Annotated in this window: 24 protein-coding genes; 18 read left to right on the top strand and 6 right to left on the bottom strand. The window is 68.9% G+C overall.

Annotated elements, in window-relative coordinates:
* The first annotated feature begins 47 nt into the window (after positions 1-47).
* From DPQ23_RS05805 to DPQ23_RS05755, 11 genes are all read left to right on the top strand, one after another.
* Positions 48-602: an NnrU family protein gene (locus DPQ23_RS05805; RefSeq protein WP_112873751.1), complete on the top strand. Its 555-nt coding sequence runs from the start codon at positions 48-50 to the stop codon at positions 600-602.
* 1 nt (position 603) lies between these two features.
* The gene (locus DPQ23_RS05800; RefSeq protein WP_112873750.1) at positions 604-810 is read left to right on the top strand and encodes a DUF1737 domain-containing protein; all 207 of its coding nucleotides are present in this window, start codon (positions 604-606) and stop codon (positions 808-810) included.
* Positions 807-1,847 carry a MaoC family dehydratase gene (locus tag DPQ23_RS05795; RefSeq protein ID WP_112873749.1) on the top strand — a complete coding sequence of 347 codons (1,041 nt, stop codon included), beginning with the start codon at positions 807-809 and terminating at the stop codon, positions 1,845-1,847. The genes DPQ23_RS05800 and DPQ23_RS05795 overlap by 4 nt, the downstream gene beginning before the upstream one ends.
* Positions 1,848-2,042: 195 nt before the next feature.
* Positions 2,043-2,435: a succinate dehydrogenase, cytochrome b556 subunit gene (sdhC, locus tag DPQ23_RS05790; protein WP_112873748.1), complete on the top strand. Its 393-nt coding sequence runs from the start codon at positions 2,043-2,045 to the stop codon at positions 2,433-2,435.
* A 14-nt stretch (positions 2,436-2,449) separates the two neighbouring features.
* Positions 2,450-2,839 (top strand): succinate dehydrogenase, hydrophobic membrane anchor protein, encoded by a 390-nt coding sequence (locus tag DPQ23_RS05785; RefSeq protein WP_112873747.1) that lies wholly within the window; start codon positions 2,450-2,452, stop codon positions 2,837-2,839.
* 9 nt (positions 2,840-2,848) lie between these two features.
* Entirely contained in the window at positions 2,849-4,651 is a 1,803-nt protein-coding gene (gene sdhA / locus DPQ23_RS05780) for a succinate dehydrogenase flavoprotein subunit (protein WP_112873746.1), read from the top strand.
* On the top strand, positions 4,651-5,013 hold the full coding sequence (locus DPQ23_RS05775) for a hypothetical protein (protein WP_112873745.1): 363 nt from the start codon (positions 4,651-4,653) through the stop codon (positions 5,011-5,013). The genes sdhA and DPQ23_RS05775 overlap by 1 nt, the downstream gene beginning before the upstream one ends.
* Positions 5,013-5,333 carry a hypothetical protein gene (locus tag DPQ23_RS05770; RefSeq protein ID WP_112873852.1) on the top strand — a complete coding sequence of 107 codons (321 nt, stop codon included), beginning with the start codon at positions 5,013-5,015 and terminating at the stop codon, positions 5,331-5,333. The genes DPQ23_RS05775 and DPQ23_RS05770 overlap by 1 nt, the downstream gene beginning before the upstream one ends.
* 109 nt (positions 5,334-5,442) lie before the next feature.
* On the top strand, positions 5,443-6,222 hold the full coding sequence (locus DPQ23_RS05765) for a succinate dehydrogenase iron-sulfur subunit (protein WP_112873744.1): 780 nt from the start codon (positions 5,443-5,445) through the stop codon (positions 6,220-6,222).
* A 160-nt stretch (positions 6,223-6,382) separates the two neighbouring features.
* A complete protein-coding gene (locus DPQ23_RS05760) occupies positions 6,383-6,571 on the top strand; it encodes a hypothetical protein (protein WP_162630649.1) in 189 nt (62 codons plus the stop codon).
* Between the two features lie 102 nt (positions 6,572-6,673).
* Positions 6,674-7,528 carry an urea carboxylase-associated family protein gene (locus tag DPQ23_RS05755; RefSeq protein WP_420818567.1) on the top strand — a complete coding sequence of 285 codons (855 nt, stop codon included), beginning with the start codon at positions 6,674-6,676 and terminating at the stop codon, positions 7,526-7,528.
* On the opposite strand, the gene DPQ23_RS05750 is transcribed toward DPQ23_RS05755, so the two are convergent.
* The gene (locus DPQ23_RS05750) at positions 7,498-7,869 is read right to left on the bottom strand and encodes an ArsR/SmtB family transcription factor (RefSeq protein WP_112873741.1); all 372 of its coding nucleotides are present in this window, start codon (positions 7,867-7,869) and stop codon (positions 7,498-7,500) included. The genes DPQ23_RS05755 and DPQ23_RS05750 overlap by 31 nt on opposite strands.
* A 121-nt stretch (positions 7,870-7,990) precedes the next feature.
* Between DPQ23_RS05750 and DPQ23_RS05745 the strand changes: the two genes are divergently transcribed.
* The 5 genes from DPQ23_RS05745 (at position 7,991) to DPQ23_RS05725 (ending at position 11,185) form a co-directional block, all read left to right on the top strand.
* Positions 7,991-8,539 carry an AtpZ/AtpI family protein gene (locus DPQ23_RS05745; RefSeq protein WP_112873740.1) on the top strand — a complete coding sequence of 183 codons (549 nt, stop codon included), beginning with the start codon at positions 7,991-7,993 and terminating at the stop codon, positions 8,537-8,539.
* Positions 8,529-9,326, top strand: coding sequence for a F0F1 ATP synthase subunit A (locus DPQ23_RS05740; RefSeq protein WP_112873739.1), 798 nt, complete (start codon positions 8,529-8,531; stop codon positions 9,324-9,326). Before DPQ23_RS05745 ends, DPQ23_RS05740 begins: the two co-directional genes overlap by 11 nt.
* A 54-nt stretch (positions 9,327-9,380) precedes the next feature.
* On the top strand, positions 9,381-9,623 hold the full coding sequence (locus DPQ23_RS05735; RefSeq protein WP_036702121.1) for a F0F1 ATP synthase subunit C: 243 nt from the start codon (positions 9,381-9,383) through the stop codon (positions 9,621-9,623).
* Positions 9,624-10,040: 417 nt separating this feature from the next.
* Positions 10,041-10,613, top strand: coding sequence for a F0F1 ATP synthase subunit B' (locus DPQ23_RS15890; protein ID WP_276310550.1), 573 nt, complete (start codon positions 10,041-10,043; stop codon positions 10,611-10,613).
* A complete protein-coding gene (locus DPQ23_RS05725) occupies positions 10,610-11,185 on the top strand; it encodes a F0F1 ATP synthase subunit B (protein WP_112873737.1) in 576 nt (191 codons plus the stop codon). Before DPQ23_RS15890 ends, DPQ23_RS05725 begins: the two co-directional genes overlap by 4 nt.
* 147 nt (positions 11,186-11,332) lie before the next feature.
* Here the strand turns inward: DPQ23_RS05725 and DPQ23_RS05720 are convergent, their stop codons facing one another.
* Positions 11,333-11,992, bottom strand: a complete 660-nt coding sequence (locus DPQ23_RS05720) for a YiaD family glycine zipper/OmpA-like lipoprotein (RefSeq protein WP_112873736.1) — start codon at positions 11,990-11,992, stop codon at positions 11,333-11,335.
* A gap of 352 nt (positions 11,993-12,344) precedes the next feature.
* On the opposite strand from DPQ23_RS05720, the gene nth reads away from it, so the two are divergent.
* Positions 12,345-13,001 (top strand): endonuclease III, encoded by a 657-nt coding sequence (nth, locus tag DPQ23_RS05715; protein WP_240602463.1) that lies wholly within the window; start codon positions 12,345-12,347, stop codon positions 12,999-13,001.
* 51 nt (positions 13,002-13,052) lie between these two features.
* On the top strand, positions 13,053-14,048 hold the full coding sequence (locus tag DPQ23_RS05710; protein ID WP_112873734.1) for an adenosine kinase: 996 nt from the start codon (positions 13,053-13,055) through the stop codon (positions 14,046-14,048).
* A 148-nt stretch (positions 14,049-14,196) separates the two neighbouring features.
* On the opposite strand, the gene DPQ23_RS05705 is transcribed toward DPQ23_RS05710, so the two are convergent.
* From DPQ23_RS05705 to DPQ23_RS05690, 4 genes are all read right to left on the bottom strand, one after another.
* Complete coding sequence (locus DPQ23_RS05705; RefSeq protein WP_112873733.1) at positions 14,197-16,386, bottom strand: 3-hydroxyacyl-CoA dehydrogenase NAD-binding domain-containing protein; 2,190 nt, start codon at positions 16,384-16,386, stop codon at positions 14,197-14,199.
* A gap of 14 nt (positions 16,387-16,400) precedes the next feature.
* Positions 16,401-17,612 (bottom strand): acetyl-CoA C-acetyltransferase, encoded by a 1,212-nt coding sequence (locus tag DPQ23_RS05700; RefSeq protein ID WP_112873732.1) that lies wholly within the window; start codon positions 17,610-17,612, stop codon positions 16,401-16,403.
* 298 nt (positions 17,613-17,910) lie between these two features.
* Positions 17,911-19,686, bottom strand: a complete 1,776-nt coding sequence (locus DPQ23_RS05695; RefSeq protein ID WP_112873731.1) for an acyl-CoA dehydrogenase C-terminal domain-containing protein — start codon at positions 19,684-19,686, stop codon at positions 17,911-17,913.
* A 16-nt stretch (positions 19,687-19,702) separates the two neighbouring features.
* A complete protein-coding gene (locus DPQ23_RS05690; RefSeq protein ID WP_112873730.1) occupies positions 19,703-20,104 on the bottom strand; it encodes a MerR family transcriptional regulator in 402 nt (133 codons plus the stop codon).
* Positions 20,105-20,184: the final 80 nt, after the last annotated feature.

The following is a 20,184-nucleotide window of genomic DNA, read 5'->3' as shown; positions in this document are numbered from 1 at the left end:
GCGGGGCTTGCGGCCTTGCCGCGCTTTCATGCCGAAGGGAACGCCGGATGCTGATCTTGATCCTGGGTGTCGCGCTCTGGTGGGGGGCGCATCTGTTCAAGCGCCTGGCCCCCGCGCGTCGGGCGGCGATGGGCGAGCGGGGCAAGGGCCTTGTCGCTGCGGCGCTGATCCTGTCGGTCCTGCTGATGGTCGCGGGCTATCGCATGGCCGACATCGGCACGGTCTGGTGGGGTCCGTCGGCGGCGATGAAGGGCATCAACAACCTGCTGGTGCTGATTGCCGTGTATCTGTTCGCCGCGTCCGGGATGAAGACCCGGATCGGGACGCAGATGCGCCACCCGCAGCTGACCGGTTTCGCGTTGTGGGCGTTTGCCCATCTGCTGCCGAACGGGGACCTGCCGTCGTTCGTCCTGTTCGGCGGGCTGCTGCTGTGGGCACTGGTCGAGATGGCGGTCATCAACCGCGCCGTGCCGGACTGGCGCGCGCCCCCGCACCAGACCGTGGTCCGCAAGGAGGTTATGGCCGCCGGCGGCGCGCTGGTGGTGTATCTGGTCCTGGGCGTGATCCACGGCTGGGTCGGGCCCAACGTGTTCGGCGCCTGACATGACGACCCTGTACCGCCTGCTGACCGAGGACGACACCTCGGCCTTTTGCCACAAGATCAGCCTGGCGCTGTCGCGCGGCTGGGTGCTGCACGGCGACCCCAGCCTGGCCTTCGACCCGGTGCGCGGCACCATGCGCTGCGCGCAGGCCGTCACCAAGCAGGTCGCGGCCGACTATTCCCCCGACATGAAACTGGGCGAGCAATGACCGCAGGAAAGACCAACACCGGCCGCTTCTTCGAGGACTATCGCGTCGGCGACGTGATCCGCCACGCCGTGCCCCGCACCGTCGCCGAGGGGGAACGGGCGCTCTATCACGCGCTGTATCCGGCCCGTCACGCGCTGTATTCCTCGGACGTGTTCGCGGCCGGGTGCGGGCTGGACGGCAGCCCGATGGACGATCTGCTGGCCTTTCATGTCGTGTTCGGCAAGACCGTGCCGGACATCAGCCTGAACGCCGTGGCCAACCTCGGCTATGCCGAGGGGCGGTGGCTCGGCCCGGTCTGGCCCGGCGACACGCTGCGGGCCGAGTCGCAGGTGATCGGCGTCAAGGAGAACTCGAACGGGACCTCGGGCAACGTCTATGTCCGCACCCGCGGCCTGAACCAGTCCGACGAGGTGGTGCTGGAGTATGTCCGCTGGGTCATGGTCCGCAAGCGCGATGCGACCTCGGCGGCCCCCGTGGCGGTCGTCCCGGACCTTGCGCCGGCGGTGGCGGCCGCGGACCTCGTGGTCCCGCCGGGGCTGCGCTTTGACGACTATGACTTCGATCTGGCCGGAGAGCCGCACCGCTGGGGCGACTATGCCGTGGGCGAGGTCATCGACCATGTCGACGGTGTCACCATCGAGGAGGCCGAGCACATGCTGGCCACCCGCCTGTGGCAGAACACCGCCAAGGTGCATTTCGACGCCACCTTCCGCGACGACGGTCGGCGGCTGATCTATGGCGGCCATGTCATCAGCATGGCGCGGGCGCTGTCCTTCAACGGGCTGGCCAACGCGCAGATGATCGTGGCGCTGAACGCGGGGGCGCACGCCAACCCGTGCTTTGCCGGCGACACGCTGCGCGCCTGGTCCGAGGTCCTGGACCTCGCCGAGACTGCCGCCCCGGGCGTGGGCGCGATCCGCCTGCGGCTGGTCGCCCACAAGGGTGCGCCGGGGGACAGGACGCTGCGGGGTGCGGACGGGCGCTATGCCCCGCATGTGCTGCTGGATCTGGACTATTGGGCGCTGATGCCGCTGTAAGGGACCGCAGTGCGAGCCCCTTGGCCAAGGCTGTGATCACAGCGCGGGATGCTGTGATCACAAGATGGGAAATGCAGGCGGCCCTGTCGTAAACTCTGGCATGCGGGCGTGACATCGCTATGAACATCACTATCACGTTGCCAACGAAAGCCAGCCGCGGGCATCGGCGCCCGCGCCGTCATCAAGGAGCGTCTCATGGGTGACATTCCCCGCGGAAACCGCCCGCTCTCTCCGCATCTCAGCGTCTATCGGCTGCCGCTTGCGGCCATCACCTCGATTCTGACCCGCGCGACCGGGCAGGCCATGCTGGCGGGAATCCTGCTGATCGTCTGGTGGCTGCTGGCTGCCGTGACCGGCCCGCAGGCCTTTGCCACCGCGGACTGGGTACTGCGGTCCTGGCTGGGCTTTCTGGTCATGACGGTCGCGCTGTGGTCGCTGTGGTACCACTTCCTGGCCGGCATCCGGCACCTGCTGTACGACGCGCGGCTGCTGATCGACATCGCCGGTGCCCGGCAGTCCAGCATCGTGATCCTGGCGGGGTCGGTCGTGCTGACGCTGCTGACGCTGATCCTTTTCATCTTCGCCTGAGACCGGAGGCTTCGATGCGCTACATCACCCCCCGCAAGGCCGCCAAGGGCCTGGGCGCCGCAGGCCCCGCCAGCGCCACCCACAAGCACTGGTCGATGACGGTCAGCTCGGTCGCGCTGGCGATCCTGACGCCGGCGTTCATCCTTGTCGTCGGCAGCGCCATCGGGCTGCCCCGCGCCGGCGTGCTGACCTATTTCGCGCAGCCCTATCCGGCCCTCGTGACGGCGTTGTTCCTGGTCGTCGGCATGCTGCATTTCATCAGCGGCACCCGGATCATGATCGACGACTATCTGGACCACACCGAACGCAAGGTGGCCATCATCCTGTCGCAGCTGTTCGGCTGGGCCGTGATCGCCGCCGCCGTCTATGCGCTGGCGCGCATGGCGCTGAGCCCCGTCGTCTGAGGAAACCCCATGTCCGCATATCCGATCCAAACGCATGATTACGACGTGGTCGTCGTGGGCGCCGGCGGCGCGGGCCTGCGCGCGACGCTGGGCATGGCCGAACAGGGGTTCCGCACCGCCTGCGTGACCAAGGTCTTTCCGACCCGCAGCCACACGGTCGCGGCGCAGGGCGGCATCGCCGCGTCGCTGTCGAACATGGGCCCCGACAGCTGGCAGTGGCACATGTACGACACCGTCAAGGGGTCCGACTGGCTGGGCGACACCGACGCCATGGAATACCTGGCGCGCGAGGCGCCCAAGGCCGTCTACGAGCTGGAACATTACGGCGTGCCCTTCAGCCGGACCGAGGATGGCAAGATCTACCAGCGCCCGTTCGGTGGCCACACCACCGAATACGGCGAGGGCCCGCCCGTCCAGCGCACCTGCGCCGCGGCCGACCGCACCGGCCACGCGATCCTGCACACGCTCTACGGCCAGTCGCTGAAGGAAAAGGCCGAGTTCTTCGTCGAATACTTCGCGCTGGACCTGATCATCACCGATGGGGCCTGCACCGGCGTCGTCTGCTGGAAGCTGGACGACGGCACCATCCACGTCTTCAACGCCAAGATGGTGGTGCTGGCGACCGGCGGCTATGGCCGGGCCTATTTCAGTGCGACCTCGGCCCATACCTGCACCGGCGACGGCGGCGGCATGGTGGCGCGCGCGGGCCTGCCCCTGCAGGACATGGAGTTCGTGCAGTTCCACCCGACCGGCATCTACGGCTCGGGTTGCCTGATCACCGAAGGCGCGCGGGGCGAGGGCGGATACCTCACCAATTCGGAAGGCGAGCGGTTCATGGAACGCTATGCCCCGACCTACAAGGATCTCGCGTCGCGCGACGTGGTGTCGCGCTGCATCACCATCGAGATCCGCGAGGGCCGCGGCGTCGGTCCGAACAAGGACCACATGCATCTGAACCTGATGCACCTGCCGCCCGAAAGCCTGCACGAACGCCTGCCCGGCATTTCCGAATCGGCCAAGATCTTTGCCGGGGTGGACGTAACCAAGCAGCCGATCCCGATCCTGCCGACGGTCCACTACAACATGGGCGGCATCCCCACCAATTTCTGGGGCGAGGTGCTGGCCCCCGCGCAGGGCGATCCCGACCGCGTGTTCCCTGGCCTGATGGCGGTGGGCGAGGCCGGCTGCGCCTCGGTCCACGGGGCGAACCGGCTGGGGTCCAACAGCCTGATCGACCTGGTCGTGTTCGGCCGGGCCGCGGCGATCCGCGCGGGCGACGTGATCGACCGCGCCTCCTCGATCCCTGCGACGAACGCGGTCGAGGTGGATCGCGCCCTGGCCCGCTTTGACGGGCTGCGCCACGCCAAGGGCGGCACCCCCACGGCCGCGCTGCGCCTCGAGATGCAGAAGACGATGCAGTCGGACGCGGCGGTGTTCCGCACCGACAAGACCCTGGGCGAGGGGGTCGAGAAGATGACCGCCATCGCGGGCCGGCTGGGCGACCTCAAGGTCACGGACCGGACCCTGATCTGGAACAGCGACCTGATGGAGACGCTGGAGCTGACGAACCTGATGCCGAATGCGTTGGCGACCATCGTCGCCGCCGAGGCGCGCAAGGAATCCCGAGGGGCGCACGCCCACGAGGACTATCCCGACCGCGACGACGCGAACTGGCGCAAGCATTCGCTTGCATGGGTGGATGGGAATGAAGTCAAACTGGCCTATCGACCCGTGCATCTGGAACCGCTGACCGCGGTAGAGGACGGCGGGATCGACCTCAAGAAAATCGCACCGAAAGCGAGGGTCTATTGATGCGTCTCACCGTTCTTCCCGTTCTGGCCGCGGCGCTTGCGCTTTCGGGCTGCGTTGTCGCCGTGCCGACCCAGGCGCCCGATGTGGTGGCGCCGCCGGTCGTGGTGCGCCCCCCCGTCACCGTCACCCCCGCGCGCCCCGACACCGCGGCCGCCCGGCAGGTGGTCAACGCCGAGATGGCCCGGCGCCTGCCCGGCCGCAACGTCGCGCCGCTGACCGACTGCGTCGTCGCGAATGCCACGATGGCCGAGCTGGCCGACCTGGCGGCGATGCAGGGCACGCCCGGTGCCGCCGATGCCGTCGCGTCCATCGTCAAGCGGCCCGCGACGTCGCAATGCATCTCGCGGGCGGCGGTCGCCTGATGGCCCGGCGCCCGCCCCTGTCGGTGGCGGCGCTGTTGCTGCTGGGCGTGCTGGCGGCCTGCGGGCCGGTCCCGGTGGCGCAGGCCGAGCGCATCTGCCTGGACGACGCGCGCGCCGCCACCGGCCCGCGCAGCAAGGTCGGCGTGGGCGTCGCGACCGACGGCGACCGCGTGTGGACGGGCGCGGGCTTTGAAGTTTCGCTCTCGTCTGACTATGTCATGGGACGAGACCCGACCGACGTGTTCAACCGCTGCGTCATGCGTCGCTCGGGGCAGCTTCCGACCCGTCCGCTGACCGACCAGCCCGGCTGGCGGGGATAGGGCGGTGCCCGGACACATCCCCGCCGGGACGGCCTTTCCTGTGCGGTCCGGCCCATCATTCGATCAAGCCGGCGCCACCCCGGGCGCCGCAGCCAGAGGAGCGTGACCCGTGGTCCAGCTTAACCTTCCCAAGAACAGCCGCATCAAGGTCGGCAAGACCTGGCCCAAGCCCGCCGGCGCGACGCGTCTGCGCCGGTTCAACATCTATCGCTGGGACCCCGAGACAGGCGAGAACCCGCGGCTGGACAGCTACTGGATCGACCTGGACGATTGCGGGCCGATGATCCTGGACGCGCTGATCAAGATCAAGAACGAGATCGACCCCACGCTGACCTTCCGCCGGTCCTGCCGCGAGGGGATCTGCGGGTCCTGCGCGATGAACATCGACGGCGGCAACCACCTGGCCTGCATCTACGGCATGGACGAGGTTGCGGGCGACGTGAACATCTATCCGCTGCCGCACATGCCGGTGGTCAAGGACCTGATCCCCGACCTGACGCATTTCTTCGCCCAGCACGCGGCCGTCCATCCCTATCTGCGGACCGAGACGCCCGCCCCCGGCAAGGAATGGCGCCAGTCGATCGAGGACCGCAAGAAGCTGGACGGGCTGTACGAATGCATCCTGTGCGCGTCCTGCTCGACGGCCTGCCCGTCCTATTGGTGGAACGGCGACAAGTTCATGGGTCCGGCGGCGCTGCTGACCGCCTATCGCTGGATCGTCGATTCGCGCGATGAGACCACCGGCGAGCGGCTGGACGAGCTGGAAGACCCGTTCAAGCTGTATCGCTGCCACACGATCATGAACTGCACCAACACCTGTCCCAAGGGGCTGAACCCGGCCAAGGCCATCGCCGAGATCAAGCACCTGATGGTGGACCGGCTGGTCTGATCCGCGTGAAGCGCGGCGACACGGGGGCCGTCCGCAAGGGCGGCCCTTTTGCATGGGTGCCTTGCAATGACGCTGCGTCCCGGGGGATGGACGCACCCGCGCAAGGCGACTATATCGTCCACCGGGGGGAACAGACAATCTTGCACGAATGGTGCCGCCGATGTTCCGTGATCTGACCGAAGACCGTCCCGAAAGCCTGCTGGAGCCGATGGAGAGCCGCCGCCGTGCGCCCGTCCGCCATCTGCCCAACCGCCGCGCGCTGGAGGTGCTGGCCCAGATGTACGGGTATTACGACATCCAGTCGACCCGTCACGTCGTCATCGACGACAGCTACGCCGCCGCCGCCTGACAGGCGCCCGGGCGCCGCATCTGCCACGGGGATCGCTGCGCGGTCCCCGTTTTTCTGTCGGCGGTTTGACAGCTGCGATCCCTGCGCTAGCCTTCGCGCATGATGGATCGCCCCGACTGTCCCGCCCCGCCCGACGCCGACGTCCGCCGCGCCGTGCGGCCCGTCATCTGCTATCCCGACGACACGCTGCCCGACCCCGACCTGGCCGCGCTGACGGCCGCGCGACAGGACGCGGTCAAGGTGGCCGAGACGCTGGTTCCCCCGCGGCAGGGCCGATGCTGGGACGTGCGCGCGGGGCAGTTCTTCCGCATCACCTGCGTCGGCGGGGCGCAGGTCGGCGACCTGAACCTGTGGTCGGCGGCCGATCCGTCCGAGCGGTTCTATTCCGGCAAGACCCGCGCGCTGCACGGCACCCATCTGACGACCGGCGACCGGATGTGGTCCGGCTTTCCCCAGCTGCGCCCGATGGCGACGATCGTGGCCGACACGCTGGGCTGGTACGGGTTCGACGGCGACGGCGGCTCGGTCCATGACGTGATCGGCACGCGGTGCGATCCCTACACGCACCGCCTGCTGGCGGGCGACGACTATCACCACTGCTGCCATTCCAACCTGACCCGCGCGTTGGCCGCCCATCTGGGACGCGACCCCCGCGAGGTCGAGCCGCTGGTCCACGACGTGCTCAATGTCTTCATGTGCACGGGCTTCACCCGCGACAGCGGCCAGTATTTCATGAAGGCCAGCCCCGTGCGGCCCGGCGACTACATCGAGTTCTACGCCGAGATCGACCTGATCGGCGGTCTGTCGGCCTGCCCGGGCGGGGACTGCGGGGCAGAGCATTCGTCGGACACGGCCGCCTGCCATCCGCTGCTGGTCGAGGTGTTCGACGCGGGCCGCGTGGCCCGGCCACAGCCCCAGCCAAGCCCCTATCGCTGGCCGTCCGTCTCGCCCGGCTGAGCGTCCCCGGCCAGTTCCGCCGCCAGGAACCGCTCGAAGTCGTCGAGGTCCAGCGGGTCGAACTGGCCGAAGCCGCGCATCCAGACGCTGGCGTCCCGCATCCCGTCCGGGTCCAGCTTGCACCAGGTGATGCGGCCGCGGCGGTCCTGCACGATCAGCCCGGCCGCGGCCAGCGTCGCCAGATGGCGCGAGATGGCGGCCAGGCTGATGCCGAAGGGGGCCGCGACATCCGTCACCGCCATGTCATCCTCAAGCAGCATGGACAGGATCGCGCGCCGTGTCGGATCGGACAGGGCGGCGAAGATGGCGTCCAGTCGGGCAGAGGCGTCGGGGGCTGTCATGCGGCCATGTTCAACGTTGGGGTTGAATGATGGACCGCCCGCGCCAAAGGGGCAAGGCCGTTCGCCGGCGTGGTGAAATCTGGAAGTGCAGGCACTTCAAGGACTTGTTGACAGGCCGGTGATGGTTGACTCGGGGCCGGGGCTTGCCTATCAGCACCGCAACCGAACGGGGGGTGCCGTGGCCGACGACGACACGGGCGATGGCGGGTCTGGGGCGGCGGACGACGGCGATGACCGCCAGCGTGCGGCACGCGACGCGGCCCGGCTGGCGGCGCTGGAAGCGAAGCTGGCGCAGCTGCGAGGCGACAACCGGCCCTCGACGCCGGGGATGGACAAGTTCCAGCACGCCAACCAGGCGTGGCGGATGGTGGTCGAGCTGGTGGCCGGTCTGGCGATCGGCTTCGGCTTCGGCCTTGGACTGGACTGGCTGCTGGGCACCGCGCCCCTGATGCTGGTGATCTTCGTCTTTCTGGGCTTTGCGGCCGGGGTCAAGACGATGCTGCGGACCGCCGCCGAAATGGGCGGCACCGTGATGGACACATCGTCGGCCAGACCGGCGGACGAACAGGCGCCGGCACCGCCGGCAGGTGGACAGACGCCGGCACCGCCGGCGACCGACAGGATGCCGGCAGGGCCGGCGGGCACGAAGGGGACAGAGCGTGGCGACTGAAGCGCAGGGCGAGGGTTCGGGTCTGGTCTTTCACCCGATGGATCAGTTCATCGTGAAGCCGCTGTTCCGGGACATCGCGCCCGGAAGCTGCGATGCCGCCGCCGGCCTGACCGACGGCTGCGTTCGCTGGTATGAGCCCACCAACGTCACGCTGTGGCTGGCCTTGTCCGCGCTGGTGGTGTTCGCACTGTTTGTGCTGGGCACGCGCGGGCGGGCGCTGATCCCCTCGCGCGTCCAGTCGGTCGCGGAACTGACCTACGGCATGGTCCACAAGATGGTCGAGGATGTCAGCGGCAAGGACGGGCTGAGGTATTTTCCCTATGTCTTCACGCTGTTCTGCTTCATCCTGTTCGCCAACCTGCTGGGGCTGATCCCCAAGTCATTTTCCACCACCTCGCATATCGCGGTCACGGCGGTTCTGGCGCTGTTCGTGTTCCTTGGCGTGACGATCCTGGGCTTCGTGCTGAACGGCACGCATTTCCTGAACCTGTTCTGGGTCAAGTCGGCGCCGCTGGCGCTGCGCCCGGTGCTGGCGATCATCGAGCTGATCTCGTACTTCGTGCGCCCCGTCAGCCATTCCATCCGACTGGCCGGCAACATCATGGCAGGCCACGCCGTCATCAAGGTCTTTGCCGCCTTTGCCGCGATCCTCGCCATCGCGCCTATCTCGATCCTGGCCATCGTGGGCATGTACGGGCTTGAGGTGCTGGTGGCCGTGATCCAGGCCTATGTCTTCACCATCCTGACCTGCGTCTATCTCAAGGATGCGCTGCATCCGGGCCACTGACGGCCTTCGTAGGACCTGATTTCCAACCGTTTCCAAAGCCTCAAGGAGCATACCATGGAAAACGTCGCGACCTATGCCGAACTGGGCAAATACCTGGGTGCGGGCCTGGCCTGCATCGGCATGGCGGGTGCCGCCATGGGCGTGGGCAACGTCGCCGGCAACTATCTGTCGGGCGCGCTGCGCAACCCCTCGGCCGCTGCCTCGCAGACCGCCACGCTGTTCATCGGCATGGCTTTCGCCGAAGCCCTGGGCATCTTCTCGTTCCTGGTCGCCCTGCTGCTGCTGTTCGCAGCCTGATCCCGACGCCGTTCCTTGCTTTTGGGTGAGGCGACCCGCCTCACCCGATTGCCAACCGCAGGCCAGGGATAGGACATGTTCAGCCTTTTGCAGCAGACCGCCCCAACCGCGGTCCAGACGATCCCCGCGACCCCGCAGGCCGGGGCCAGCACCACGACCGTGACCGTCCCAATCGCGGACGCCACGTCAACCACACCCGCCGTCACGGCCCCGGCCGTGGTGGTCACGCCGGCGCCAAGCGCGCCCGTGGCCGTCGCACCGGCCGCTGACGCGCAGACCCACGCCACCGACGCCATCCAGGTTCCGGGGGCCACCGGGGCCGACACCGCCCCGCCGGTCGCCGAAACGGGGCTGGGCCACGCGCCGGCTGCCGCCGATGCCGGCCACGCCGTCGTTGCGGCCGATGGCACCCACGCCGTGGTCACCCACGCCGTTCCCGGAACCGACGCCGCCCACGCGGTTGGCGCGGGCGGACATGAGGCGGCTGCCTCGGCCGGTATGCCGCAGCTGGATTTCTCGTCCTTCGGCAACCAGATCTTCTGGCTGCTGATCACGCTTGCGGTCATCTACCTGATCCTGTCGCGCGTCGCGCTGCCCCGGATCGGTCGCATCCTGGCCGACCGGCAAGGGCTGATGACCTCGGACCTGGCGACGGCCGAGGATTTCAAGCGCAAGGCGCGCGACGCCGAGGCCGCCTATGACAAGGCCCTGGCGAATGCCCGCGTCGAGGCCGGCAAGATCGTCGCGGCCAACAAGGCCGAGATCGACGCCGAGCTGAAGGCGGCCATCGCGCGTGCGGATGCCGAGATCTCGGCCCGTGCGGTCGAGTCCGAGCGCCGCATCGGCGAGATCCGCGCCTCGGCCGCGCAGGACGTGCGGACGGTGGCGCGCGATGTCGCCGCGGAACTGGTGCGCGCCTTTGGTGGCAACCCCGATCCGGGCGCGCTGGACACCTCGGTCGACGCCCGCATGAAGGGAGCCGTGCAATGATCCGCCTGCTGACCACGCGTGCGGCGGCCTGCGCCGCGCTGGCGCTGGGGGCGACCCCTGCGCTTGCGGCGACGGGTCCGTTCTTTTCGCTGCGCAACACGGACTTCATCGTCCTGCTGGCGTTCCTGCTGTTTGTCGGCATCCTTCTGTATTTCCGCCTGCCGGCGGCGATCGGCAAGATGCTGGACAAGCGCGCGGACGGGATCAAGGCCGACCTGGCCGAGGCCCGCCGCCTGCGCGACGAGGCGCAGGAGATCTATGCAAGCTATGAGCGTCGCCAGCGCGACGTGGCCGGGCAGGCCGACGAGATCGTCGCGAACGCCCGCCGCGAGGCGGTGGCACAGGCCAACAAGGCCAAGCTGGACCTGCAAAGGTCGATCGAGCGTCGCCTGCACGCCGCGCAGGACCAGATCGCCTCGGCCGAAAGCGATGCCATTCGCGCGGTTCGCGACCGTGCCGTGCAGGTGGCCGTCGCTGCGGCGTCCGATCTGCTGGGCCACCAGATGGGCAGCGCCGACCGCGCGGCCGGCATCGACCGCGCCATCGACGACGTCGCGCGCCACCTGAACTGACACCAACAAGAACGACGGACAGTGACAAAACCCCCGGCCGCGAGGTCGGGGGTTTTCCTTTGATCCCTGCGTGTCCCGGCAGGGACGGCCGGGGCAGGACTTGCCCCGGCAGGCTGCGCGGCGGCTGGGGCCGCGCAGCTCGGTGCATCAGCGCGTGGGGCGGATCACGATCTCGACCCGGCGGTTCTGCGCCCGGCCTGCTGCCGTGTCGTTCGAGGCGACCGGCTGGTTCATCCCCACGCCCAGCGTCGCGATCCGGTTCGAGGCGACCCCGCCCGCGGTCAGGATGCCGGCGACCGAGCGGGCCCGGCGCTGCGACAGGTCCATGTTGTAGGCGGCCGTGCCGGTGCTGTCGGTGTGGCCGACCACCTGCACGGTCGAGTTCGGATACTGCTGCAGGTTGCGGGCCAGCGCATAGAGGTCGTTCTGCGCCGGGCCGGACACCGCGGCGCTGCCGACGGCGAACAGCACGCCCTCGGGCAGGTTCACGTTCAGCGTCTGTCCCGTGTTGATAACGCTTACGCCCGGCGTGGTCATCTGCTGCTGCAGGGCGCGGGCCTGGGCATCCAGCACCGATCCGACCAGGCCGCCCGCAGCGCCCCCGACGATGGCGCCCTTGATGGCGTCGCGGCCGCGCCCCCGGCTGTCGCTGTCGCGGGTGCCGCCAGCAATCGCCCCGACCGTGGCGCCGGCAATCACCCCCTGCTGGGCGCGCGACATCTGCGTGGGCTGGCCATACTGGTCCGTGCAGGCGCCCAGCGCCGTCAGCGCGGCGGTCGCAAGAAGAAGGGTGATGCGGGTGGACATGGGTGACATCCTTTCAATGTGGCCCGTCGCGCGGGCGTGCGTGAGAAACCGGGGCCCGGCCGTCCCCTGGGGGGGGCGCGGCCGGGCCAGACCGGGTGCAGACTGCCATGCGCGGGCACCCGGCGCCAGCGTTTCCCCCTGCAGACGGGTCGCGGTGCGTCACAGTCAGGACGCTGCCCCGCCCGGTGTTGATCGGGGCGAAACCGGAATGGCGGCGTGATGCCTTGCGGGCGCGCGCCCGGATTGGCATCACCGGCCCATGACCCATCCCGCCGATTCCGCTGGCCCTGCCGCGGATGTCCCCTCTGTCCCCCGTCCGCGCCGCACCCCGGCAGGGGGCCGACGGGCGCGCGTGCCTGCACCGCTGGCCTATGGCGTGCAGCATGCGATCTTTGCCCGCCTGCGCGACGCCAACCCGCAGCCGGTCACGGAACTGGACTATTGCGACGCCTTCACCCTGCTGGTGGCGGTCGCGCTGTCGGCGCAGGCGACAGACGCCGGGGTGAACAAGGCCACGCGCGGCCTGTTTGCCGCCGCGCCCACGCCGCAGGCCATGGTGGCGCTGGGGGTCGAGGGCGTGACCGACCATATCCGCACCATCGGCCTGTTCCGCCAGAAGGCGCGCAACGCCGTCGCGCTGTCGCAGCGCCTGATCGACGACTATGGCGGGCAGGTGCCATCCTCGCGCGCGGCGCTGATGACGCTGCCGGGCGTGGGGCGCAAGACCGCGAACGTGGTGCTGAACTGCATCTGGGGCCTGCCTGCCCAGGCGGTGGACACGCACATCTTCCGGGTCGGCAACCGCACCCGGATTGCACCCGGCCGGGACGAATCCGAGGTCGAGCGCGCCATCGAGGACAACGTCCCCGCCGAGTTCCAGGGCAACGCCCACCACTGGCTGATCCTGCACGGCCGTCACATCTGCCAGGCCCGCCGGCCGCGCTGCACGATCTGTCCGGTCGCGGACCTGTGCCCCTATGAGCCGAAGACGACCGACCCCTTGCCCTGACCGCCGCCAGCCGCCATTGACGCGGGCGACGGCGGACAGCAGGGGGCAGACATGGCGCGGGTCATCGGAATCGGCAACGCGATCATGGACGTGATCGCCCCGGCCACCGACGCGGAACTGGCCGGCTTGGGCATCCACAAGGGCATCATGCAGCTGATCGACCGCGACCGATCAGAGCATCTGATGGCCGCGCGCCAGACGTCGGGGCAGCGCTCGCGGCTGGTGCCGGGCGGCTCTGTCGCAAACAGCCTGGCGGGGCTGGGCCGGCTGGGATTGTCCACGGCCTTCGTCGGGCGCGTTGCCGCCGATGACCTGGGTCGCGCCTATGCGCACGAGATGGCGGCCGACGGCACGGCGTTCGTCAACCCGCCGGTCGCCGGAGCGGATCAGCCGACCTCGCGGTCGATCATCTATGTGACCCCGGACGGCGAGCGTTCGATGAACACCTATCTGGGCATCTCGGCCGAACTGGGCGAGGCCGACGTGGACCCGTCCCTGTTCACCGACGGCAGCTGGCTGTTCCTTGAAGGATACCTGTTCGACAAGCCCGACGGCAAGGCGGCGTTCCTGAAGGCCGCGAATGCCTGCCACGCGGCGGGCGGGCAGGCGGGCATCGCGCTGAGCGATCCGTTCTGCGTGGACCGCCACCGTGACGACTTCCGCCGCCTTGTCGCCGGTCAGATGGACTATGTCATCGGCAACGTTCACGAATGGCAGTCGCTTTATCAGGTCGAGGACCTCGACGCCGCTCTGGCGCAGGCGACCCGGGATTGCGGGACGGTGATCTGCACGCGGTCGGGTCAGGACGCCATCCTGATCCGCGGCGGCGAACGGGTGCTGGCGCCGGTCCGCCGGGTGACGCCCGTGGACGCGACGGGGGCAGGGGACCAGTTCGCGGCGGGGCTGATCTATGGACTGGCGACGGGCCGCCCGCTGGCAGTGGCCGGACGCATGGGCTGCATCGCCGCGGCCGAGGTGATCGGCCATGTCGGCGCCCGCCCGGAAGCGGACGTCATGGCCCTGTTCCACGCCGAGGGGCTGGTCTGACGACAGCACCGCGCCGGGCTTGCCGCCCGGTCGGCGCCCGCGCCCTTGCCGGACCGGAAAGGGCGGGCCGTGCCCCGGCCGCACCGTTTCCTTGCGGGCGGAATACGTCCGCCGTGGAAAGGCCGGGCGTTGGCCCGGCCTTCCTGCGTCAGGCCGCTTCGCGCGCCGTCCGGTCGAAGCGGCCGTAGAACGTCTGGCCCTTGGCCGCCATGTCACGCAGCAGGGCAGGCGGGGCAAAGCGCCTGCCATGGCGGGCGGCCAGCGCATCGGCGATCTCGACGGCGCGGGCCGCGCCCATCATGTCCAGCCATCCGAACGGCCCGCCCGTCCAGGGCGCAAAGCCCCAGCCCAGGATGGCGCCCACGTCGCCCTCGCGGATGTCCTCCAGCACGCCCGCCTCAAGGGCGCGCACGGCCTCAAGCGCCTGGGCGAACATCAGGCGGTGCTGCACCTCGGTCAACTCGGGCTGCTCGTCGGCGCGGGGCCAATGGGTGCCCAGCTCGGCCCACAGCCCCAGCCGCTTGCCGGCGTCGTCATAGACGTAAAAGCCCGCGTTCGCCTTCTTGCCCAGGCGGCCCGCGTCGGCCATGCGGAACAGCACCTCGTCCACGTCGTCGTCGGCATAGTCGGCGCCCATCGCGGCGCGGGTCGCCTTGGCGATCTTGACGCCCAGGTCGATCGACGTCTCGTCCACCAGTTGCAGCGGGCCCAGCGGCATTCCCATCATCTTGGCCGCATTCTCGATCAAGGTCGGGTTCGTCCCCTCGCGCAGCAGCCGAATGCCCTCGTTGATATAGGGGATGATGCAGCGGTTGGCGTAGAAGAACCGCGCGTCGTTCACCACGATCGGCGTCTTGCGGATCTGGCGCACGAAATCCAGCGCCTTGGCCACCGCCCGGTCGCCGGTCTGCGCGCCCTTGATGATTTCCACCAGCATCATCTTGTCCACCGGGGAAAAGAAATGGATGCCGATGAACTGGTCCGGCCGCGCGCTGGCCTTCGCCAGTTCGCCGATCGGCAGGGTCGAGGTGTTGGTAGCGAAGATCGCGTCCTGGGGGATCACCGCCTCGGCGCGCCTGGTGACGTCGGCCTTGACGCCCATATCCTCGAACACCGCCTCGACGATCAGGTCGCAGCCGGCCAGCGCGGCATAGTCGGTGGTGGCGGTGATGCGGCCCAGAACCTCGGCCTTTGTCTCGGCGGTCATCTTCTTGCGGCTGACCGCCTTGTCGAGCAGCGCCTCGGCGTGGGCCTTGCCCTTGTCCGCGGCCGCCCGCGTGGCGTCGATCAGGACGACCTCGATCCCGGCCTTCGCGCTGACATGGGCGATGCCCGCGCCCATCATGCCGGCGCCCAGGACGCCCAGCTTGCGGACGGTCTGGTCGGGGGCCGCGGGGCGGTTCGCGCCCTTCTCGAGCGCCTCCTTGTTGATGAACAGCGACCGGATCATGTTGCCGGACGACGGGTTCATCAGGACATGGGTGAACCAGCGGGCCTCGATCCGCAGCGCGGTGTCAAAGGGGACAAGCGCGCCTTCGTAGACCGCGCTCAGCAGGGCCCTGGCGGCGGGATAGACGCCCATGGTCTTGCCATGGACCATCGCGCTGGCCCCGACCATGGTCATGAACCCGTGGGGGCTGTAGGGCGCGCCGCCCGGCATCTTGAAGCCCTTGGCGTCCCACGGCTTGACCAGGTCGGCGTCGGTCGCCTTCAGCACCCAGTCGCGCGCCGCAGCAACGGGGTCGTCCACGACCTCGTCGATCACGCCGGCCGCCCTGGCCTTCTGCGGGTCGTTCAGCTTGCCTTCCAGCAGCAGGGGGGCCGCCATCATCGCGCCCAGCTTGCGCACCAGGCGCGTGGTGCCGCCCGCGCCGGGGAAGATGCCGACCATGATCTCGGGCAGGCCGATCTTGGCCCGGGGGTTGTCGGCGGCAAAGATGCGGTGCGTGGCCAGCGGCAGTTCCAGCCCGATCCCCAGCGCGCTGCCGGGCAGGGCGCTGGCGATGGGCTTGCCGCCCTTCAGCGTCTTGGGGTCCATGCCCGCGCGCTCGATCTTGCGCAGCAGGTGGTGCAGGGACATCACGCCGTCGAACACGCCCTGCGCGCCGCCCGCGTCCTTCATCCCGGCGATCACGTTCAAGTCCATGCCGGCGGCAAAGTCCTTCTTGCCGCTGGTGATGACGATCCCTTTCACGGCCTCATCGGCCAGCGCCTCGTCGATCAGGCCGCCGAGGGTTGCCGCGCCGTCCATCGACAGCACGTTCATCGACTTGCCGGGCACGTCCCAGGTGATGACGGCGACGCCGTCGGCGTCCTTCTGCATGGTGAAATCGGTCATGTGCGTCGTCTCCCTCACACGCGCTCGATGATGGTGGCGGCGCCCATGCCGGACGCGATGCACAGCGTGGCCAGGCCCGTGGACAGGTCGCGGCGTTCCAGCTCGTCCAGCAGCGTGCCGATGATGATGGCGCCGGTGGCCCCCAGCGGGTGGCCCATCGCCATCGCGCCCCCGTTCACGTTCACCCGGTCGGGGCTGACCTGATAGGCCTGCATGAAGCGCAGCACGACCGCGGCGAAGGCCTCGTTCACCTCGAACAGGTCGATGTCTCCGATGCTCATGCCGCTTTCGCGCAGGATCTTGTCGGTGACGGGAACCGGGCCGGTCAGCATGATGGTGGGGTCGGTGCCGATCTTGGCTGTGGCGCGGATGCGGGCGCGGGGTGTCAGGCCCATCGCGTCGCCCCATTCCTTGCTGCCGATCAGCACGGCCGCCGCCCCGTCCACGATCCCCGACGAATTGCCGGCGTGGTGGATGTGGTCGATGCGGTCCAGATGCGGGTATTTCAGCATCGCCACCTTGTCGAAGCCGGGCATGACCTCGCCCATCTCCTTGAAGGCGGGCTTCAGCTTGGCCAGGTCCTCGATCGTGGTGCCGGGGCGCATGTATTCGTCATGGTCCAGGATCGTCAGGCCATTCTGGTCCAGCACCGGCACGATCGAGCGCGAAAAACGGCCCTCGGCCCATGCCTCGGCGGCGCGGCGCTGGGATTCGACGCCCAGCGCGTCGGCCTCGTCGCGGGTGAACCCGTATTCGGTGGCGATGATGTCGGCGGAAATGCCCTGCGGGACGAAATAGGTCTTCATCGCAAGGCTGGGGTCGATGGCGATGGCGGCGCCGTCGCTGCCCATCGCCACGCGGCCCATCATCTCGACGCCGCCGGCGATATAGGCCTGGCCCGCGCCGCCCCTGATCTGGTTGGCGGCCAGGTTCACCGCCTCCATCCCGGATGCGCAGAAGCGGTTGATCGACAGGCCGGGGATGGACTGGTCCAGGTCCGACGCCAGCACGGCCGAGCGCGCAAGGCAGCCGCCCTGTTCCATGACCTGGGTCACGTTGCCCCAGATCACGTCCTCGACCGCGTGGCCGTCGAGGCCGTTGCGGTCCTTGACGGCGTTCAGCAGCCGCGCCGACAGCGCCAGCGAGGTCACTTCGTGCAGGCTGCCGTCCGGGCGGCCCTTGCCGCGCGGGGTGCGGGCGGCGTCATAGATATAGGCTTCGGTCATGCGGTCCTCCGATGATCTCGTGGTCCCCGCGGCACGCCGGGGGGCTTCGCGCCCCCCGAACCCCCCGCGGGATATTTCGACAAGGAAGAAGCGGGGCGGAAACGGAGTGTTAATCTTTCTCCGCCAGATATGGGTGCGCGGTACAGGCTGGGAAGCCGATGACCGCCAAGGGAGAAAGCCCCGGTCTGCCGTTGATGCCTTCGGCCGCGCGGATCGGGGCCGCCCCCCGTCTTCTTCCTTGTTCAAGTATCCCCGCCGGAGGCACGCGACCGCGCCCCCGGGCAGGGACGGTGATGGTTCAGAACCGGTCCGCCGCAAGCGCCATCACCGCGTCGCCACCCGACCGGATGCGCGCCAGGTGCGTCGCGGTGATGGGCAATTGCCGCTTCATGTAATAGCGCCCGGTGATCAGCTTGTCCTGGTAGAAGGCCGCATCCGCGGCGCCCTTGTCCAGCGCCGCCTGTGCGGCGACGGCCATCCGCCCCCACATCAGCCCCAATGCGACATGACCGAACAGGTGCATGAAGTCGTAGCTGCCTGCCAGTGCGTCGTTCGGGGCCTTGGCCGCGCGCTCCATGAAGAACATCGCGGCCGCTTGCAGGTCCTTGGACGCGGCCTTGAGCGGGTCGAGGAAATCGGCGTTGAGGTCCTGCTGGCCTTCGTTGTCCTTGATGAAGCCCTTGACCATGTCGAAGAACGCCATGGCCGGCTTGCCGCCGTCGGCAGCCAGCTTGCGGCCGACCAGGTCCAGCGCCTGGATGCCGTTCGCGCCCTCGTAGATCATGGCGATGCGGGCGTCGCGGACGAACTGCGACATGCCCCATTCCTCGATATAGCCATGCCCGCCATAGACCTGCTGGGCCTGCACCGCGCCCTCGAAGCCCTTGTCAGTCAGAAAGCCCTTGATGACCGGCGTCAGCAGCGAGATCAGCCCCTCGGCCGCGGCATCGCCATTGTGGCCGCGGTCGATCATGTGCGCGCCCCAGAATGCCAGCGCCCGCGCGCCTTCTAGAAAGGACCGCTGGTCCATCAGCATCCGGCGCACGTCCGGGTGGACGATGATCGGATCGGCGGGACCAGCAGGGTTTTGCGTCCCCGTCACCGCGCGGCCCTGCAGCCGGTCGCGGGCGTAGACCACGGCGTTCTGATACGCCGCCTCGGCCACGGCATAGCCCTGCAGGCCCACGCCCAGCCGCGCCTCGTTCATCATGGTGAACATGGCGCGCATGCCCTTGTGCAGGTCGCCCAAGAGCCAGCCCCGCGCCCCGTCATAGTTCATGACGCAGGTCGCGTTGCCGTGGATGCCCATCTTGTGTTCCAGCTTGCCGACGGACACCGGCTGGCGCGCGCCCAGGCTGCCGTCCGCGTTCACCAGGACCTTGGGCACGATGAACAGGCTGATGCCCTTGGTGCCCTCGCCCCCGCCCGGCGCCTTGGCCAGCACCAGATGGATGACGTTGTCTGCCAGGTCGTGGTCGCCGGCCGAGATGAAGATCTTCTGCCCGGTGATCAGATAGCTGCCGTCGTCCTGCGGTTCCGCCCGCGTCCGCAGCATCCCCAGGTCGGTGCCGCAATGCGGCTCGGTCAGGTTCATGGTGCCGGTCCATTCGCAGGACACCATCCTGGGCAGATAGGTCTGCTTCTGCTCGTCCGTGCCGTGGGCGTGAATGGCGGAATAGGCGCCGTGGGTCAGGCCCTGGTACATGTTGAAGGCCATGTTGGCCGCCACGAAGATCTCGCCCGTGGCCACGCCCATGACATAGGGCATGCCCTGGCCGCCGTACGCGGGGTCGCAGTCGAGGCCCGTCCAGCCGCCGTCCTTCACGGCCTCGAAGGCTGCCTTGAACCCCTCGGGCGTGCGGACGACGCCGTTTTCCAGCACGCAGCCCTGCGCGTCGCCCACCGTGTTCAGAGGCGCCAGCACGTCGCTGGCCAGTTGCCCGGCCGCGTCCAGGATCGCCTGGGTGAAGCTGGGGTCCAGCTCGTCGTGGCCCGGCAGGCCGGATTGCGCGACGTTCAGCACGTCGTGCAGCAGGAACTGCATGTCGCGGACGGGGGCTTTGTAGACGGTCATGGTGGGTCCTGTCTGGTCAGCGGATCGGGGTGTCGTCGGCGGGCAGTGCATCCAGCCGCGCCTGCGCCTCGGCGATGTGGGATTCGAGGTCGGTGATCGCCTGCCCCAGCTCGTCGCGCTGGGCGCGCATCTTGGCCAGATGGTCGCGGGCGGTCGTCAGCGTTCGGGCGATCTGGTCACGGTTGCGCGCCCCCGGCACATACAGGTCCAGAAGGTGGCGGATCTCCTCCAGCGAAAAGCCGAAGCGCTTGCCGCGCAGGATCAGCACCAGCCGCCCGCGGTCGCGGCGGTCGTACAGGCGGTGCTGGCCCCGGCGTTCGGGAAACAGCAGCTCGCGTGATTCGTAAAAGCGCAAGGCGCGCGGTGTCACGCCATAGCGGTCGCACATCTCGCGGATGGTCAGCAGCTCGTCGGTCATGCGCAGCGCCCCCTCTCGCCCGGTGTCCTGTCCAGACTATAGGGCAATGTTGACGTTCGCGTAAACAAAACGTCGCGTCA

The organism is Paracoccus endophyticus (assembly GCF_003286075.1).
Taxonomy (GTDB): domain Bacteria; phylum Pseudomonadota; class Alphaproteobacteria; order Rhodobacterales; family Rhodobacteraceae; genus Paracoccus; species Paracoccus endophyticus.
This window is presented reverse-complemented; position numbering and strand designations above follow the sequence as displayed.

Excerpts from the sequence above, each read along its gene's own strand:
- DPQ23_RS05805 (WP_112873751.1), top strand. The coding sequence starts at position 48 with ATGCTGATCTTGATCCTGGGTGTCGCGCTCTGGTGGGGGGCGCATCTG.
- DPQ23_RS05800 (WP_112873750.1), top strand. The coding sequence starts at position 604 with ATGACGACCCTGTACCGCCTGCTGACCGAGGACGACACCTCGGCCTTT.
- DPQ23_RS05795 (WP_112873749.1), top strand. The coding sequence starts at position 807 with ATGACCGCAGGAAAGACCAACACCGGCCGCTTCTTCGAGGACTATCGC.
- sdhC (WP_112873748.1), top strand. The coding sequence starts at position 2,043 with ATGGGTGACATTCCCCGCGGAAACCGCCCGCTCTCTCCGCATCTCAGC.
- DPQ23_RS05785 (WP_112873747.1), top strand. The coding sequence starts at position 2,450 with ATGCGCTACATCACCCCCCGCAAGGCCGCCAAGGGCCTGGGCGCCGCA.
- sdhA (WP_112873746.1), top strand. The coding sequence starts at position 2,849 with ATGTCCGCATATCCGATCCAAACGCATGATTACGACGTGGTCGTCGTG.
- DPQ23_RS05775 (WP_112873745.1), top strand. The coding sequence starts at position 4,651 with ATGCGTCTCACCGTTCTTCCCGTTCTGGCCGCGGCGCTTGCGCTTTCG.
- DPQ23_RS05770 (WP_112873852.1), top strand. The coding sequence starts at position 5,013 with ATGGCCCGGCGCCCGCCCCTGTCGGTGGCGGCGCTGTTGCTGCTGGGC.
- DPQ23_RS05760 (WP_162630649.1), top strand. The coding sequence starts at position 6,383 with ATGTTCCGTGATCTGACCGAAGACCGTCCCGAAAGCCTGCTGGAGCCG.
- DPQ23_RS05755 (WP_420818567.1), top strand. The coding sequence starts at position 6,674 with ATGGATCGCCCCGACTGTCCCGCCCCGCCCGACGCCGACGTCCGCCGC.
- DPQ23_RS05750 (WP_112873741.1), bottom strand. The coding sequence starts at position 7,869 with ATGACAGCCCCCGACGCCTCTGCCCGACTGGACGCCATCTTCGCCGCC.
- DPQ23_RS05745 (WP_112873740.1), top strand. The coding sequence starts at position 7,991 with ATGGTTGACTCGGGGCCGGGGCTTGCCTATCAGCACCGCAACCGAACG.
- DPQ23_RS05735 (WP_036702121.1), top strand. The coding sequence starts at position 9,381 with ATGGAAAACGTCGCGACCTATGCCGAACTGGGCAAATACCTGGGTGCG.
- DPQ23_RS05725 (WP_112873737.1), top strand. The coding sequence starts at position 10,610 with ATGATCCGCCTGCTGACCACGCGTGCGGCGGCCTGCGCCGCGCTGGCG.
- DPQ23_RS05720 (WP_112873736.1), bottom strand. The coding sequence starts at position 11,992 with ATGTCCACCCGCATCACCCTTCTTCTTGCGACCGCCGCGCTGACGGCG.
- DPQ23_RS05710 (WP_112873734.1), top strand. The coding sequence starts at position 13,053 with ATGGCGCGGGTCATCGGAATCGGCAACGCGATCATGGACGTGATCGCC.
- DPQ23_RS05705 (WP_112873733.1), bottom strand. The coding sequence starts at position 16,386 with ATGACCGATTTCACCATGCAGAAGGACGCCGACGGCGTCGCCGTCATC.
- DPQ23_RS05700 (WP_112873732.1), bottom strand. The coding sequence starts at position 17,612 with ATGACCGAAGCCTATATCTATGACGCCGCCCGCACCCCGCGCGGCAAG.
- DPQ23_RS05695 (WP_112873731.1), bottom strand. The coding sequence starts at position 19,686 with ATGACCGTCTACAAAGCCCCCGTCCGCGACATGCAGTTCCTGCTGCAC.
- DPQ23_RS05690 (WP_112873730.1), bottom strand. The coding sequence starts at position 20,104 with ATGACCGACGAGCTGCTGACCATCCGCGAGATGTGCGACCGCTATGGC.